Source organism: Microvirgula sp. AG722 (genome assembly GCF_003269145.1).
Lineage (GTDB): Bacteria > Pseudomonadota > Gammaproteobacteria > Burkholderiales > Aquaspirillaceae > Microvirgula > Microvirgula aerodenitrificans.
This window is the reverse complement of the sequence record NZ_QLTJ01000002.1, coordinates 184420-200892: the sequence shown is the minus strand read 5'-3', so window position 1 is coordinate 200892 and position 16473 is coordinate 184420. Positions and strand designations below refer to the sequence as shown.

Annotated in this window: 12 protein-coding genes; 2 read left to right on the top strand and 10 right to left on the bottom strand. The window is 64.6% G+C overall.

The genetic code is table 11. From position 1 onward, the window contains the following. Window positions 1–252: 252 nt before the first annotated feature. Complete coding sequence (locus tag DFO50_RS04540; protein ID WP_107889444.1) at window positions 253–903, bottom strand: GntR family transcriptional regulator; 651 nt, start codon at window positions 901–903, stop codon at window positions 253–255. A gap of 262 nt (window positions 904–1165) precedes the next feature. On the opposite strand from DFO50_RS04540, the gene DFO50_RS04535 reads away from it, so the two are divergent. After that, window positions 1166–1498, top strand: a complete 333-nt coding sequence (locus DFO50_RS04535) for an SCP2 sterol-binding domain-containing protein (RefSeq protein WP_028497755.1) — start codon at window positions 1166–1168, stop codon at window positions 1496–1498. A gap of 104 nt (window positions 1499–1602) precedes the next feature. Here DFO50_RS04535 and pepN read toward each other — a convergent pair whose 3' ends face one another. From pepN to DFO50_RS04490, 9 genes are all read right to left on the bottom strand, one after another. Continuing rightward, entirely contained in the window at window positions 1603–4224 is a 2622-nt protein-coding gene (gene pepN / locus DFO50_RS04530) for an aminopeptidase N (protein ID WP_112692127.1), read from the bottom strand. A 298-nt stretch (window positions 4225–4522) separates the two neighbouring features. Then, a complete protein-coding gene (locus tag DFO50_RS04525) occupies window positions 4523–5962 on the bottom strand; it encodes a YfcC family protein (RefSeq protein ID WP_036384702.1) in 1440 nt (479 codons plus the stop codon). Between the two features lie 151 nt (window positions 5963–6113). After that, a complete protein-coding gene (locus tag DFO50_RS04520; RefSeq protein WP_036384703.1) occupies window positions 6114–7553 on the bottom strand; it encodes an NCS1 family nucleobase:cation symporter-1 in 1440 nt (479 codons plus the stop codon). A gap of 224 nt (window positions 7554–7777) precedes the next feature. Further along, window positions 7778–9142 carry an allantoinase AllB gene (gene allB / locus DFO50_RS04515; RefSeq protein ID WP_028497758.1) on the bottom strand — a complete coding sequence of 455 codons (1365 nt, stop codon included), beginning with the start codon at window positions 9140–9142 and terminating at the stop codon, window positions 7778–7780. Window positions 9143–9230: 88 nt separating this feature from the next. Beyond that, the gene (locus DFO50_RS04510; protein ID WP_199489744.1) at window positions 9231–10688 is read right to left on the bottom strand and encodes a YfcC family protein; all 1458 of its coding nucleotides are present in this window, start codon (window positions 10686–10688) and stop codon (window positions 9231–9233) included. 351 nt (window positions 10689–11039) lie between these two features. After that, entirely contained in the window at window positions 11040–12068 is a 1029-nt protein-coding gene (locus DFO50_RS04505; RefSeq protein ID WP_107889446.1) for an aspartate carbamoyltransferase, read from the bottom strand. 135 nt (window positions 12069–12203) lie between these two features. Then, the gene (gene allE / locus DFO50_RS04500) at window positions 12204–12977 is read right to left on the bottom strand and encodes a (S)-ureidoglycine aminohydrolase (protein WP_028497761.1); all 774 of its coding nucleotides are present in this window, start codon (window positions 12975–12977) and stop codon (window positions 12204–12206) included. 226 nt (window positions 12978–13203) lie between these two features. Then, window positions 13204–13884 carry a glutathione S-transferase family protein gene (locus DFO50_RS04495; RefSeq protein ID WP_084299722.1) on the bottom strand — a complete coding sequence of 227 codons (681 nt, stop codon included), beginning with the start codon at window positions 13882–13884 and terminating at the stop codon, window positions 13204–13206. Between the two features lie 44 nt (window positions 13885–13928). Beyond that, on the bottom strand, window positions 13929–15200 hold the full coding sequence (locus tag DFO50_RS04490) for a hydantoinase/carbamoylase family amidase (protein ID WP_107889447.1): 1272 nt from the start codon (window positions 15198–15200) through the stop codon (window positions 13929–13931). 221 nt (window positions 15201–15421) lie between these two features. Between DFO50_RS04490 and DFO50_RS04485 the strand changes: the two genes are divergently transcribed. Continuing rightward, window positions 15422–16468 carry an AraC family transcriptional regulator gene (locus tag DFO50_RS04485; protein WP_028497763.1) on the top strand — a complete coding sequence of 349 codons (1047 nt, stop codon included), beginning with the start codon at window positions 15422–15424 and terminating at the stop codon, window positions 16466–16468. Window positions 16469–16473 lie beyond the last annotated feature (5 nt).

Here is a 16473-nt window from a genome sequence, read left to right as displayed (position 1 = left end):
CGAGTCCGGTGTTGGCCGGAAGATCGGCGACTGGGCGCAGGCCGGGCGGCCGCCCGACTATCCACGATGGAATCCGGCGCCTGCATGCCGGGTGGGCATTCGAACGCGGATTCCGAGGTAATAAGTATATTAACTATTTCTTAAATTTAGGGTGATGCAGATCAATTGGGTGTAGCTGCAATTTTCGCAGGCACAAGAAAAAAGACTCGTGCGGGACGAGTCTTTGTCTTTTCCGTGTTCCTGTCGCCGCGTTTATTGCAGTGCCTCGGCAATGATGTGGCGGTAGGCGGCACTGAAGTCCGCAATGGCCTTGCGGACACGCTCGACATCGCGTGCGGTGACCGCCTTCAGCGTGGCGTCGACCAACTGGTTGGTCATGGCCATCTGCGTCTTGCCGCTCTTCAGCACGGCGTAGAAGCAGCGCTGGGTCAGCGGCAGCAGGTCGTCCAGCGTCTGTTCCAGATAGCGGTTGCGGCCGAGCGGATACAGTGCGCTGAGCAGGGCGACCGAGCTGTCGTAGTACGCTTCGAGGTCATCATGCTGCTGGGCTTCCATCAGCCGGGTGCTGATGTCGAAGAACGGCGCCAGTTCTTCGTTGTCCCAGGTCTGGCAGAAGGTGACCACCACCCGTTCGATCAGTGCGAACCACAGGTCGAAGAACTCGTCGGCGCTTTCCGCTCCGAGTTCCGCCACCACGGCGCCGCGGCGCGGGTAGATATTGACCAGATGGCGGCGTTCCAGCAGCAGCAGCGCTTCGCGCACCGACCCGCGGCTGACGTCCAGTTCGGCGGCAATGCGCAGTTCCTGGATGCGCTCGCCGGCATGCATGTCGTTCTGGATGATCTGCTTGCCCAGATAACGGGCAATCTGCTCCGTCAGGGAATCGTTGGCTTTGAATGTCATGATATGAACATGCCCGGTATTTTTAATATTAGTATTTTCCTATACGCTGCGACGGCACACAAGATTGTCTTGGTGTTTGACACAAGAACATGGCGCAGGGTGTCGCATTTATGTCGGAATGACCGGGGCTGGCGTGGTTGGACAAGTGCCGCAGATTCGCGTATCCATTAGCTGGAAACTGGTAGTACTATGACATTAAACACTTGTTTAACCCCGTCCGCCCGGCTTGCCGGCCGCTGCGGACCCGTCTGGAGAACCCGACATGGCATTGCCTTCCACTCTCGATGAACTGTTTGCCGGCATGCCGGCACGCCTGCAGGCCGACAAGGCCGCCGGCGTGGTCAGCCGCTTCCATTTCAAACTGTCCGGCGAGCCGGGCGGCGAATGGACCGTGGCGCTCGACAAGGGCCAGTGCCAGGTCGAAAAGGGGCTGACCGGCGAAGCGAAGTGTGTGGTTGAAGCCAGCGGTGCCGATTATCTGGCGATCGAGCGTGGCGAACTGCGGCCGGAAGTGGCCTTCATGCAGGGCAAGATCAAGCTGTCCAACCTGCCGGAAATGATGACGCTGATGCAGGCGTTCTCCCGCCCGGCCTGAGCGCCTGATTCAGCAGGCACCTCGCTGCGCTCGTCCGTTCTTCGCAGGCGGCGTTTGTGGACAGCAAAACGGCCCGGATTTCCGGGCCGTTTTGCTGATACGGGCTACGCGAGGTTCTTTTCGACGATTTCGTAGACGTCCTTGGACAGGGCCGGATGCGCGATCAGCCGTTCCAGCTCGGCCTGCATCATCTGCCGCCGCGCCGGATCGACCCGCTTCCAGCGGTTGAACGCCGCCACCAGCCGCGCCGCGACCTGCGGGTTGATCGCATCGACCGCCAGCACCTGGTCGGCCATGAAGCGGTAGCCGGCGCCATCCTCGCGATGGAAGGCGGCGATATTGCGGCCGAAGCTGCCGAGCAGCGCGCGTGCCTTGTTCGGGTTGCGCAGCGAGAACGCCGGGTGCAGCAGCAGGTCCTGCACCATCTGCAGCGTGTCGCCGCGATGGCTGGCGGCATTCAGCGCGAACCATTTGTCCATCACCAGCGCGTCGTCGATCCAGCGATGGGCAAACTCGTTGAACACCGCGTCGCGATCCGGATGGCGGATATCGCGCAGCGCGTTCAGTGCGCCGATCTGGTCGGTCATGTTGTCGGCATTGCGGCACTGGCTGACGGCCAGATCGATGGCCAGCGGATCGTCCAGTGCGGCCAGGTAGCCGAGGCACAGGTTCTTCAGCTCGCGCTGACCGGCGTGTTCATGGCTGAACGGTTTGATGTCGTTCAGTTCGTAGGCGGCAATCAGGTCGGCGCGCAACTGGCGGGCCAGTTCGGCGCGGGCAAAGGCGCGCACCTGGCGGATGCGTTCCGGATCGGCGGCGTCGATCTTTTCCAGCAGCTCGTTTTCCGATGGCAGTACCAGCGCCAGTGCAACGAAGGCCGGGTCCAGCGCGGTATCGACCAGCACGGCGCGGCAGGCGCAGATGAAGTCGTCCGGCACGGCCAGTTCGAGACCGTCGACGCTGGCGCGGTACAGCGCCAGCAGCATGCGTTCGGCCAGTTGCTGGCCGGCTTCCCAGCGGGCGAAGTCGTCGCGGTCATGAGCCAGCAGGAAGGCCAGTTCGCTGTCGCTGTAGTCGTAAGTCAGCCGGACCGGTGCGGAGAAGCCGCGCAGCAGCGACGGGACCGGTTTGCGGTCGATATTGATGAAAGTGAAATGCTGGGTGGCTTCCTGCACCGACAGCACGCGCGTGGTCGGGCCGGGGGCGGCGTCGCTGGACAGGGTCAGCGGGAATTCCCTGCCGTCCGGATCGAGCAGGCCGATGGCCAGCGGGATGTGCAGCGGCAGCTTGTCGGCCTGGCCCGGGGTCGGCGGTGTCGACTGGCTGACGGTCAGCGTCAGCGTATGGCCGAGTTCCGACCACTGGCAGGAGACTTTCACCTCCGGCGTGCCGGCCTGGCTGTACCAGCGGCCGAACTGGGTCAGGTCGGCGCCGTTGGCGTCGGCCATGGCGGCGCGGAAATCGTCGCAGGTGACGGCCTGGCCGTCATGGCGTTTGAAATACAGATCCATGCCGCGGCGGAAGCCGTCCTCGCCGAACAGGGTGTGGTACATCCGCACCACTTCCGCGCCTTTTTCATACACGGTCATGGTGTAGAAGTTGTTCATCTCGAGATAGCTCTCGGGACGGATCGGGTGCGACATCGGGCCGGCGTCTTCCGGGAACTGCATCGCGCGCAGATTGCGCACGTCGCCGATGCGCTTGACCGCGCGGCTGCCCATGTCGGCCGAGAATTCCTGGTCGCGGAAGACGGTCAGCCCTTCCTTCAGCGACAGCTGGAACCAGTCGCGGCAGGTCACGCGGTTGCCGGTCCAGTTGTGGAAGTATTCGTGGCCGATCACGCCCTCGACGCCGTCGAAATCGGTGTCGGTGGCGGTGGCGCGGCTGGCCAGTACGTACTTGGTGTTGAAGACGTTCAGGCCCTTGTTTTCCATCGCCCCCATGTTGAAGTCGCCGACGGCGACGATCATGTAGGTGTCGAGGTCGTATTCGAGACCGAAGCGGCGTTCGTCCCAGTCCATTGCGCGCTTCAGGCTTTCCATCGCGTGCTGCGACTTGTCCAGGTCCTGCGGCTCGACCCAGATTTCCAGGGTGACCTTCTTGCCGCCCCGGGTGACAAACTCGTCGCGCAGCACCGACAGGCGCGCGGCGACCAGCGCAAACAGATAGCTCGGCTTGCGGTACGGGTCGACCCATTTGACCCAGTGACGCCGCTTGTCGGTCTGGCCTTCGCCGACCTTGTTGCCGTTGGACAGCAGCACCGGGAAGCGGTTGCGTTCGGCGATGATGGTGGTGGAAAACTTGGCCATCACGTCCGGACGGTCAAGGTAATAGGTGATCTTGCGGAAGCCTTCCGGCTCGCACTGGGTGAACAGGTTGCCGTTGCTGGCGTACAGCCCCATCAGCGACGAGTTCGCATACGGGTCGACGCGGGTGGCGATTTCGAGAATGAAACTTTCCGGCACGTCACGCAGGGTCAGCGTTTCCGCGTCGTTCGAATAGTGGTTGACGGCGACCGGTTCGCCGTCGAGGGTCACCGACACCAGTTCGGCCGTGCCGTCGAGCACCAGCTCGCTGCTGGCCGCCGCCGCCGGATTGCGCCGGACCGTCATGCGGCTGTCGATGCGGACGTCGTCGTCGCGCAGGTCGAAGGTCAGATCGACCGAATCGATCAGAAAGGCAGACGGGAGATAATCGGCGCGGTACTTGGCTTGCGGTTGGCTCATGATCCAGGTCCGGGAAAGTGGCTTCAGACCCCGGGATTATACGCCGTGCCCGGCCGGGCGACCGAACACCGTCCAGACGGCTCATCAAGGTGGGCGCCGATGTTCACCGTGGCGTCGGTACACACCCGACTGACAGAATCTGTCCCGAGCACGGCAGTCTGCCTGATTGAACCCTGCCTCTTCTGTCCCCGCCGCCGCGGGGAAACCTCGCCACGCTCGTCCGTTCTTTGTGGCCGGGGTTCATGGACAGTCAGACGCCGTCCCGAAGGACGGCGTTTGCAGAGCGCGCAGGCCAGGATCAGTTCAGGCCGATGGAGACCGCTGCCAGCAGACCGATGATGCAGACGGCGCTGAGAATGGCGAACAGCGGCAGGTAGAACTTCAGCCACTTGCCGAACGGCAGGCCGGCCATGGCGATGATGGCCATGAAGTAGCCTTCGGTCGGCTGCATCAGGTTGGCCAGCCCGTCACCCCATTGCAGGCCGAGCACGACCACCTGGCGGTGCAGACCGACCAGGTCGGCCAGCGGGAAGAACACCGGCAGCGTGATCACGGCCTTGCCGGCGCCGGACGGCACCACCAGGTTGAATGCCCATTCCACGATCCAGATGCCGATGGCGGTCAGCGAGGTCGGCAGGCCGGACAGCATCTGCGCGAGGTAGTACACCATGGTGTCGAGGATATGGCCGTTTTCCAGGGCGACCGAGACGCCGCGTGCCACGCCGCAGATCAGTGCGCCGACCATCACGCCGCGCATCGCTTCGTTGTAGTTCGAGCAGATGTCGTTCAGGCGCTGGCCGACAATCAGGCTGCATACCACGGCCATGCCCATGAACAGGCCGGAGATCGGGACGAAGCCGAGCTTGAACTGCAGGATCGACCAGATGATGGTGATGAACATCACCAGGGTGGCGACGGCAGCGATCCGCTGGCGGACGGTGTATTCCACCGGGCCGGCGTTGGTTTCGGCCTGGTATTTGCTGCGCAGGGTGGCGTCGAGTTCCGGCGTCAGGCTGCGGGCCGGATCTGCCTTGACCCGTGCCGCGTAGCGCATCAGATAGGCGATCGAGATCAGGGTGCTGACCACCAGGAAGATCGCGCGATAGCCGGCGCCGGAGAACATCGGCAGCTGGCCGACGATATGCGAGGTGCCGATGGTGGCCGGGGCGGTCAGGGCGAAGGCGAAGCCGACCGACGGGCCGAGCAGCGCGATGGCGACGGCACTGGTGGTGTCATAGCCGAGCCGGAGCATCAGCGGCAGCACGATCGGCAGGTAGGCGATGCCGAGTTCCGGCGTGCCGACAAAGGCAGCGATCAGGCTGAAAATGAAGACCAGCACGAACATGATCAGGCTGACCCGCGCGCCGAGGGCGGCCAGCAGCTTGTCGATCGCATAGTTGATGACGCCGGCCATGCGGATGACGCCAACCGCGCCGCCGACCAGCAGGGTCAGGATGACCACGTCGGCCGCCTTGACCATGCCGTCAGGAATGGCGGACATGATCTGCATGAAGCTCAGCGGGGTCTGTTCGATGAACTGGAACGAACCCGGCACCACGGTCGAACGACCGTTGACCATGGTGCGTGCATATTCGCCGGCCGGCATGATGTAGCTGAGCACGGCGACGATCAGCACCATGGCGCCAAGGATGACGTAGATGTCCGGAATCACGAACTTCTTCGCCGCGGGTGACTTGCTGTCCGTCTTCTGCTCGGACGGGGTGTGCAGGGTAGCCATGATGACCTCCAGGTTTGGGACTGGGCGAACCGGCTTGGGCCGGCCGCCAGGGGAACGTGATATGACTCATGGCTAGTCTAAGCAGGGTGCGGAAGGGCTTTGCTGTCCGGGACTGACAATGCATTGTCCTTGCACGCCATGCCGTTGGTCGTCAGATGACCGGCTGGCGGCGATGCTTCATCAGCAGCCAGTACAGCGCCGAGGCGAGCAGCGTGCCGATGATCCAGGCGAACGGCGCCAGCCGTTCCAGCGGCGACCACAGGGCAATGACACAGGACGGAATGGCGGCGACGAAGAACGCCAGTACCGCACGGCGGTTGACGCCGCGGTGATACCAGTAGGCACCGTCCGGCGATTCGCTGTACAGCGCGCTGATGTCGACCTGGCGGCGGGCGATCGCGTAGTAGTCGGTGATGATCACGCCGAACAGCGGGCCGAGACAGGCGCCGAGGCAGCCGACGAACAGATTGATCACGATCGGGTTGTGGTACAGCGACCACGGCATGACCAGGATGGACAGCACGGCAGTGATGACGCCGCCGCGCCAGAACGAGATGTGCTTCGGCGCGATATTGGCAATGTCGTACGCGGCGGAGACGAAATTGGCGACGATATTGATGCCGATGGTGGCGATGACGAAGGTCAGGCAGCCCAGCACCAGCACGGTCGGGTGATCGATGCGCTGCACGACATGGATCGGGTCGAGAATGGCCTCGCCGAAGACGGAAACAGTACTGGCGGTGACCGCAACCGTCACCAGCGCGAAAGCGAGGAAGTTGATCGGCAGGCCGAGAAAATTGCCGCGCCGGACCGCCTTCGTGCTGACGCCGAAGCGCGAGAAATCGGCGAAGTTCAGTAGCAGTGCGGCAAAGTAGGCGATGACCAGCGCCACCACCGACAGCATCTGGTACAGGGTCTCGCCGGGACTCAGCGTCTTGTCAGACAGCGACAGGGTCAGGGCGCCCCAGCCGGCCTGCGACAGCATCCAGGCCGCCAGTGCGAACATGACCAGGTAGACCGCCGGGCCGCAGAAGTCGATAAAGCGGCGCACCCATTCCATGCCGCGCCAGAACAGCGCCAGTTGCAGACACCACATGATCATCAGGCAGATCCAGCCCAGCTCGGTCAGCCCGAGCCACATGCCGTCGAGCCGGCCGACTGCCGCCGGCCACAGCGCGGCCACCATGATCACCAGCGCGGTCGAGGCCAGCCAGGTCTGCACGCCGTACCAGACGATGCCGACAATGGCACGCAGGATGGCCGGCAGATTGGCGCCGAACACGCCGAAACTGAGCCGGGCGATGACCGGATACGGGACGCCGAGCTGCTGGCCCATCACGCCGACGCCGTCGAGCAGCTTGTTGACCACCAGGATGCCGGCCATCATCGCCAGCAGGATCTGCCAGCCGGACAGGCCGAGAAAGAACAGCCCGGCGGCGAATACATAGCCGCCGACGCTGTGGATATCGCTCATCCACATGGCGAAGTAGTTGTAGGTACCCCAGCTGCGCCGCGAGATCGGGAGCAGATCGTCATTGGTCAGACGCGGGCTGTACGAGGGCGGAAGGGTGGAGGGGTCCGGTGCGTTCATGAAAAGCTCCCTGAAGGATGAATTCCTGTGCCGCACCCGTTGCGGGAAGGTCGTCGCACGGTGCGGCGCTGTCGGGTGTGGCGGTCGCCGCTGGCCGGCCGCCACACCGGATATATCCGGTGGTGCCGGCCGCCTGTCGTGACGGCCGGAACAGAACCAGTTTACGGACCGGTTACCGGACGGGAGTTGTCATGACCCGACAGCATGTGGTCTTTTCGCGCCGTTCACTCACCCGGCCGCAGCAACTGGCCGGCCGGCTCGCCGACGATGCCGCTGTCGAGGCGGAAGACCGTGCGCCCGCGCAGCAGCGTGCGGGTGATGCGGCAGCCGATGCGCCGTCCTTCGTAGGCGCTGAAACGGTTCTTGTAGTACAGGTCCTCGGCGCGCAGCGTGTATGGCCGCGTCGGGTCGAGCAGCACCACGTCGGCATCCTTGCCGATTGCGATCTCGCCCTTCTGGCCGAGGCGGAAGCGTTCGGCCGGTCGGGTGGCCAGCAGCCGCATCAGCAGCGACGGGTCGATGCCGCGCTGGAGTACGGCAGCATCGAACATCGCGTCGACGCTGTTCTGGCAGGCGGACAGCCCGCCCCAGGCATCGAAGGCATTCGGCGATGCTTTCAGGTCCGGCGTGCATGGCGAGTGATCGGAACCGATGATGTGGATGCGTTCGGCACGCAGCGCGTCCCACATCCGTTCCTGGTTGGCGCGGTCGCGGATCGGCGGCGAGCACTTGGCGCGCGGGCCGATCGCATCCAGCTCCTCGGTGCAGAGCAGGAAGTAGTGCGGGCAGGACTCGACGCTGGCATCGACCCCGTCGGCTATGGCGCGGTGGATGGCGTCGACCGCTTCCGGGCAGCTGTTGTGGGCGATATGCACCCGGCAGCCGGTTTCCCTGGCGATCAGCAGCACGCGCTGGACCGCTTCGACCTCGGTGAACACCGGGCGGCTGGCCACGTAGTCGGACACGCGGGTCTTGCCGGCGGCGCGGGCGTCACGGCCGAGCTTGTCGGTCAGGGCTGCGTTTTCGCAGTGGATGACCAGCAGGTCACCGGTTCTGGCCAGCACCTGCATGCCGCGATACAGCTCGTAGTCGTCGACATTCATGAAATCGCCCGGCTTGCCGGAGCCGCAGGTGGCGACAAAGCACTTGAAGGCGGCCACGCCGGCGGCGGACAGCGGTTCGAGGTCGGCGAGGTTCCACGGCACCAGCCCGCCCATCGGCGCATAGTCGACGTGGCACTGGCCCCGTGCGGCATCCAGCTTGATCTGCAGCGAGGCCAGGTCGGTGGTGGCCGGGATGGTGTTCAGCGGCATCTCGACAAAGGTGGTGGTGCCGCCGGCGGCCATGGCCCGGGTGCCGCTCAGATAGCCTTCCCACTCGGTGCGGCCGGGCTCGGAAATGTGCATGTGCGCGTCGACCATGCCGGGCAGCACGTACTGGCCGTCGGCGTCGATGACTTCGGCGGCCTGCGCCGGGTCGAGGCGGCCGGCGAGACAGGTGATCTTGCCGTCGCGGATGCCGAGGTCGAGCGGAACGGTGCCGTCGCGCAACACGACGGCGCCATTGCGGATGATCGTGTCGAACATCATGGTAAGGAGTCCTTTCGGTTCATTGTGGCGGGCCTGTCGCCAGGCCCGCCTCTGGCGGTCCGTGCCCATCTTCATGGGCCGTCTGCGGCTACATGCCGAGGTTCATGGTCTGCATCAGGTACAGGGCGACACAGGCGATGGCGCCCAGTATCAGCATCAGCGGGGTGTAGAAGCGGATCCACTTGCCGAAGTCGACCTTGCCCATCACCAGCGTGGCGACGAAGAAGCCCGAAGTCGGGAAGAAGATGTCGGTCAGCTGGCCACCCCAGGCATTGGCGGTGACGACGGCCTGCTGCGAGATGCCGAGCAGGGTGCCGAGCGGCGACAGCACCGGCATGGTCAGCACGGTCAGGGCAGTGGCGCCCGGCACCAGTGCATTGAACAGCGCCTGTTCCCAGAACACCACGATGGCGGACACTTCGGCCGGCACGCTGCGCATGATCTGTTCCAGCCAGTACACCAGGGTATCGGTGATCACGCCACGGTCCATGACCACGGCGATGGCGCTGGCCACCCCGCACAGCAGCGCGGCGACCATCATGTCACGCATGCCGGCATTGACGTCGTCGCAGATCTGTTGCGGCCGCTTGCCGGCAATGGCGGATGCCGTGATGCCGATGAACAGGAACAGCCCGCCGATGGCCTCGAAACCGAGGTTGTTGATCAGGATGGCGGCAATGGCGCACGGGAACATCACCAGGCAGGCGAGGCCGGCCAGGATGTGGCGGCGGGTGACGACCAGCTCGCCCTGTTCGCGCTGCGCTTCCTGCAGCTCGGCACGCATCAGCTGGTCGGAGTCCAGCGTCAGGCTGCGGCTCGGGTCAGCCTTGACCCGGGCGGCATAGCGCATCACGTAGGCGACGGTGACGATGGTGACGATCACCAGCACCACGGCGCGGAAGGCCGAACCGGAGAAGATCGGCAACTGGGCGATCTGCTGGCCGACACCGACCGAGCCCGGAATGGTCAGGCCGAAGGTGAAGCCCATGCACGGTCCGAGCAGGGCGACCGCCATGGCCGACATGCCGTCATAGCCGAGCCGGTAGAACAGCGGCAGCAGCACCGGCAGGTAGGCCAGCGACAGTTCCGGCACACCGATAAAGGCGGCCAGGCCGGTGAAAATGCCGATCAGGATCGGAATGACCAGAAAGCCCTTGTCGCCGACGCCGTCGATCAGCTTGTGCACGCCGATGTCGATCAGTCCGGCACGCTTGATCAGCCCCATGCCGCCCCCGACCATGAAGGTCAGGAACACGATGGATGCGGCGCGCTTCAGGCCGTCAGGGATGGCGGTGACCAGTTGCATGAAGCCGACCGGTTGCTGGGCGACCTGGTGGTAGGTGCCGGCCACGACCAGCGTTTGCGGACCGTGGGCGGTCTGCAGGGTTTCGCGGGTGTATTCGCCGGCGGGGATGATGAAGGTCAGGACGGCCATGACCAGGATAAAGACCGACAGGACGATGTAGATGTCCGGCATCCGGAATGATTTGCGGGCCGGCCGGCTGTCGGGGGGCATCGGCGCATTGGTGGCGGGATGGGTGCTCATGCTTCTCTCCAGAGTGTTGACGGGTGTCAGCACACCGGACGACGGCCAGGGACTTGCCGGGTTCGGGCGTCAGGGTCCGGTATGCGTATGCCGGAAAACCGGCAGACAACATGCGGCAGCAGGTGCTTGACCGGGTCGGGGACATCCCCGTCCGTCAGCAGGGCGTCCCGGCCAATGACCGATCCACCTCCTGGCACAGGGCGGCATGGCAGGGCGCCGTGTCGCCTCCTGGCATCTGAAGCCAAACAGTACTCGCGACCGGCCGCCGCACCGGGTACGCCGGGACGGCGGCATTCGCAACGCAAACCGGCCACCGCAGGCAGCGGCCGGTACTGGAACGAGGGAACCTGATCAGTTGACGCCGATGACCGATGCCAGCAGGGCCATGCGCACGGCGACCGAGAAACCGATGGCCTTGAAGTACAGCTCGTGTTCGGTACGGTCGATGGCCATGTCGAACTCGCCCGGGTTGCGCGGCAGCGAGTGATGGACACCGACGACCTTGCCGGTCTTCTTCTTCAGGTTGTCGAGCATGTCGAGCGACACGTAGTGGTTTTCCAGCTTGCGCATGAACGCTTCGCGGTCCGGATCGTCCTTTTTCACCGAGCAGCCCGGCAGGTAGATCAGGTCGGCGCCGACGTCGGCAAACATTTCCGCATGCTTCTTCTGGTCGAGGTCGAAATGCTCTTCCCAGCGTGCGCCCATGGCGGTCAGCTTCTTGCGGATGATTTCCGGCGTGCGCAGCTCGCTGGTGCCGGTGTAGACAATGCGGGCACCCATGGCGGCCAGCGCCAGAGCGAACGACTGACCGGAGCGGGCGCGGGACAGGTCGGGCGAGCTGATCACCACGGTGGCGTTCTGCAGGTCGCCAAAGGCGCGCCAGCAGGTGTAGCTGTCCAGCAGGCCCTGGGTCGGGTGGGTCACGTGGCCGTAGCCGCCGGAGATGATCGGCGAGCTGTCGGTGCCGAGCTGTTCGATGGCGCCGAGCGCTTCCTTGTCGTCCGGGTGACGCATGACGATCACGTCGGCGTACTGCGAGGTGACGCGCAGGCTGTCGTACAGGCTTTCGTTCTTGGCTACCGACGAGTTGTGCAGCGGGTCGGCTTCGGTGATCACGTTGCCGCCCAGGCGCAGCATGGCGTTTTCATGGCTGCAGCGGGTACGGGTCGACGGCTGGAAGAACAGCGTGTACAGGGTCTTGCCCTTCAGCAGGTCGACGCCGGTGCGCAGGAACGGTTCGAGCATCTTCGCGGATTCATACAGCGCATGGATCTGTTCGCGCTTGAAATCGTCGAGGAAGGTGATGTTCTTGCCCTTCATGCCGGTAGCGGCCAGTTGCTCGCGGATGTCCAGGGTCTTGAAGTTCTTGGTGAGAGCCATGATGCGATTCCTTCAGAAAGGGATACGGAATGGAGCGTTCATAAGGGCTGTCCGCGCCTCCCGCCCGGTGACGGGCCGGACGGGGAATCAGGCGGTTAGCGGAGAGGAAAGGAAGCCCGGCGCGGACAGAAAGCTTCAGATCTCGACGTCGCGGTTGCAGTCCTTCGAGTAGATGTAGGTCAGCGGGCCACGTCCGGTCCCATAGCAGGCCTGTTTGGTGAACGGGCCGAACCAGATGAAGTCTTCCGCCTGCACGTGGATCCAGTCGGTATCGAGCAGGTACAGGCCTTCGCCTTCGTACAGGTAGGCGCCGTGTTCCTGCACATGGGTTTCGATGATCGGATGGCAGCCAGCCGGATCGAAACTCAGGATGTGCATGTTCATGTCGAACGCTTCGTTGATCGGCAGCAGGTCCTTCAGGTGGACGTTGCTCATGCCGTCGTAGTCCTGCCATTCGATTTCATTGGTATTGCCGAACACGGTGAACGGCTTGCGGCCATCCGGGTGCGGCACATAGCGCTGCTTGTACAGCAGGATCCGGCATTCCTTGCCGTTGGCGTTCTCGAAGGCAATGCCCTGGCCGGCGGTGGCATACGCATAGCCACCCTGACCCATCACCTTGCTTTCGCCACCGACGGTCAGCTTGAGCTGGCCTTCACCATCGAGGATGTAGATAAAGCTTTCTTCGTGCGGCTGGGCGGCGTAAGTCAGCGTGGTGCGACCTTCCGCGCCGACCGTGCCGATGAACTGGATGAAACTGGCACCCATCTTCGGCGTGGCGAGGATGGTCAGCTTGCAGTCGGCGAAGCCGGGAACGCAGTTGATGACGCGACCGTCGTTCGACAGGACGGCATAGTTGCCGTGCTTGACTACGGAGCGGTTCTTCAGCGGGCCGTCGGGATAGGGCATGATTATCTCCAAGTTCGGTTAACGTGCATTCATCTTTCAGAAAAATCGCCGTACTCATGGTGTTTGTGGCGGTTTGTCTTCAGGTGTTGAATGAAGTCTACGCGTGGCCCCGTGCAAGTCGCATGGCCGGGGATGACAAGTCGTTGTCTCTGCGCGCCATGTGTTTCAAGCTGTTGAAAGGCAATGAAAAAACCGCCTTGCGGCGGTCGTTTTTTCCTGTTCGCAGTCATTGTTTGCCGGTTTGGCCGGCCTCGGCGCGCTCCAGCCGGGTCCATTCGTCCGGGGTGCTGCCGATCTCGATCAGTACATGACGGCGGAAAGCCGGGCGCGCCGACAGCCGCTCGAACCAGGCGTCGACATGGACCAGGGTCGGGCGATCCAGCGGCAGCGCCCTGTAGCGTGCGGTCAGCGTGCCGGCCGGGATGTCGGCCAGCCCGAATTCGGCCCCGGACAGATACGGGGTCCGGGCCAGCTCTCGGTCCAGCAGGCCGAAGGTGTCGGCCAGCGCTGCCGCGCGGGCGGCAATCAGCTTGTGGTCGCGTTCGGCCGGGGCAGTGCGGATGGTGGCGAGGAAGGCCGGGCCGACCACCGGCGCCAGGGTGGACAGTTCCCAGTCCATCCATTTTTCGCGGGCGGCGCGTTGCGCCGGATCGGCCGGCCACAGCGAGTCTTTGCCGTAGCGGGCGGCCAGGTAGCGCACGATGGTGTTGGACTCGAACAGGGCCAGGTCGCCATCGACCAGGGTCGGCACTTTCCCGTTCGGATTCAGTGCCAGATAGTCGGCAACCTGGGTGCCGCCGAAGCTGCCGCCGGCATTCAGGCGCTGGTACCCGATACCGATTTCATCCAGGGTCCAGAGGACTTTCTGCACATTGCCGGAATTGCGCCGGCCATAAAGCGTGATCATGTCGATCTCCTGTTCTTGCGGGGAGGGAGCAACCGGCCGCGGGGCTACTTGCGTGCGGGCAGCCGGTCGGGGAGGGTGAAGCGGGCCCAGTCGACAACGGCGTCGGCAAGTGCCTGGGCGCCCAGTACCAGATCGTCGGGGCGGGTGTCTTCTTCCGGGCAGTGGCTGCGTCCGCCAAGGCTGGGGACGAACAGCATGGCGGCCGGCATGACCTGGGCAAAGATGCCGGCGTCGTGCATGGCGCCGCTGGGCAGGGTGATCCAGGCGCCGGATGCGCGACGTTCGGTTGCCCGGACCAGGTGCGCCTGCAGCACCGGCGACAGATGGGCCGGCAGGGTTGGCTGGCCGGCGCGGGCAATGTCGACGCCGACCTGCCAGCGGGTACGGATATCTGCCGCCAGCGGTTGCAGGGCGGCTTCCAGCCGGTCGAGCCGGCGGCTGTCGAGGTCGCGGAACTGCAGCCGCAATTCGGCGCGTTCCGGCACGATGGCGGCCGCGCCCGGCTGGAAGCTCATGCGGCCGATATTCCATACTGTTTCCGGGCCGGCCGTGCGGCTGAAGGTGTCCTCGATGGCACTGGCCAGCGCGATCAGCGCCCGGCCGGCATCATGCCGGCGCGCCATCGGCGTGGTGCCGGCATGATTGGCCTCGCCGCTGACGACGATATCGATATTGCGTGCGCCGACAATCCCGCTGACCACGCCGAGGCGCTTGCCGCCATCGTCGAGTACCGGTCCCTGTTCGATATGCAGTTCGATGAAGCCGGCGTAGCGGCGCAGGTCGAGTGGTGCGATCCGGCCGTCGAGCCCGGCGGCATGCAGGCGTTCCGGCAGCGAGGTGCCGTCGCGACAGCGTGCGGCGTCCAGTGTCTGCTGGTCGAGCTGGCCGCTGGCCGACAGGCTGCCGAGAAAGCTGTAATGCGTGCCTTCTTCGTCAATGAAACTGGCGACATCCAGGGCGATGGCACCCAGTACCGGGTCGTGTCGCAGGGTGCGGGCGACTTCCAGTGCGGCGATTACCCCATAGACGCCGTCGAGCCAGCCGCCGAGTGGCTGGGTGTCGGTATGCGAGCCGAGCAGCAGTGCCGGCCCCGGCTGCGGCGAACGGCCGATGACATTGCCGACACCGTCGAGGGTCGCGTCGAGGCCGGCATCGGCCATGCGCTGACGCAGCCAGTGCCGGGAGGCGATGTCTTCCGGCGACAGGCTGGGGCGGACCACGCCGTGTCCGACGGCGCCGAAACCGCGCAGGGTGTGCAGGTCGGCGAGCAGGCGCTCGCCGTCGATGGCCGGGTAGGAGAAGGGAAGCTGGGTCATGATTGACTAAGTCTAGGTGCTGGCGGGCGGGACGAATTGATTTCCTGCGCCAAATCCTTGTCATTGGACGCCAGTCAAGATTCCGCGCGGTTCCGGTTGCTATGATCACCAACATGCCGGCATGAGAAAAGCCGGCTATCTGCCAGACCAGGGCGGCGCGGAACACCGGTGTTGCACCGGCCCGGGGCCGCCACCGATCCGATTTTCGCAGGGAGACGCAAGTGGCTCAGGACAGTTACGCAGCATCGCTCGACCCGGTGTCTCCCAGTGTGCTGGCCAGCTGGATCCGGGCGCTTTGCCAGACCGTGCGCGGCTACGGCTGCGATCCGCTGCCGCTGATGGCAGGGGCCGGGCTGGACGCCAACCGGCTCAATGTGCCGGAGGCGCGCTTCCCGATGATCGGCGTGCGCCGCTTCTGGCGACTGGCAATCGAGGCGACCGGCGACCCGCTGCTCGGGTTGCGGCTCGGCGAGGAAGTCCAGCCGGCCACGCTGCACGGGCTCGGGCTGGCCATCCTCGCCTGCGGTTCGCTGTCCGAGCTGATGAGCCTGGTCGCGCGCTATGCGACCGTGCTGTCGACCACCATGTATATCAGTCTGCGCCATGATGCCGGCGGCAGCGCGCTGGTGGTCAACACGCTCGGCGGCAGCGAGATGAACCACGCGGCGCGCATCGCCATGCTGGCCTTTGTCTATCGCCAGGCATGCAAGCTGAGCCAGCGTCAGGTGATTCCGTCCTTCGTGACCCTCGGCATGCCGCCGGCGCCGGGGACCGAGCGGCTGGACCAGTATTTCCATGTGCCGGTGACGCTGGGGGCCGAGGCCGATGCGATCGGCTTTACCTATGCCGATACCATCGAGCCGTATGCCAGTGCCAATACCATGCTGGTGGGGCTGAACGAAAAGGCGATCCGCGACTATCTGTCGCGGCTGGAACGCAGCCTGTTCTCGGACCGGGTGCTGACCCAGATCCAGGACATGCTGCCCAGCGGCGAACCGAAGCTGGTCGATGTTGCCACCCATCTCGGGCTGTCGGTGCGTACGCTGCAGCGCAAGCTGCGCCAGGAAAACCAGAGTTTTCAGGCGCTGCTCGACCAGGTGCGGCGCACGCTGGCCAGCGACTGGCTCAGCCACGGCAATCTGGCGGTGGTCGAGATCGGCTACCGGCTGGGGTTCTCCGACCCCAGCAATTTCTGCCGGGCCTGCCACCGCTGGTTCTGCTGTTCGCCGAGCGAGTATCGCCAGCGCTGCCTGCAACTGGTGACCTGAGCGCG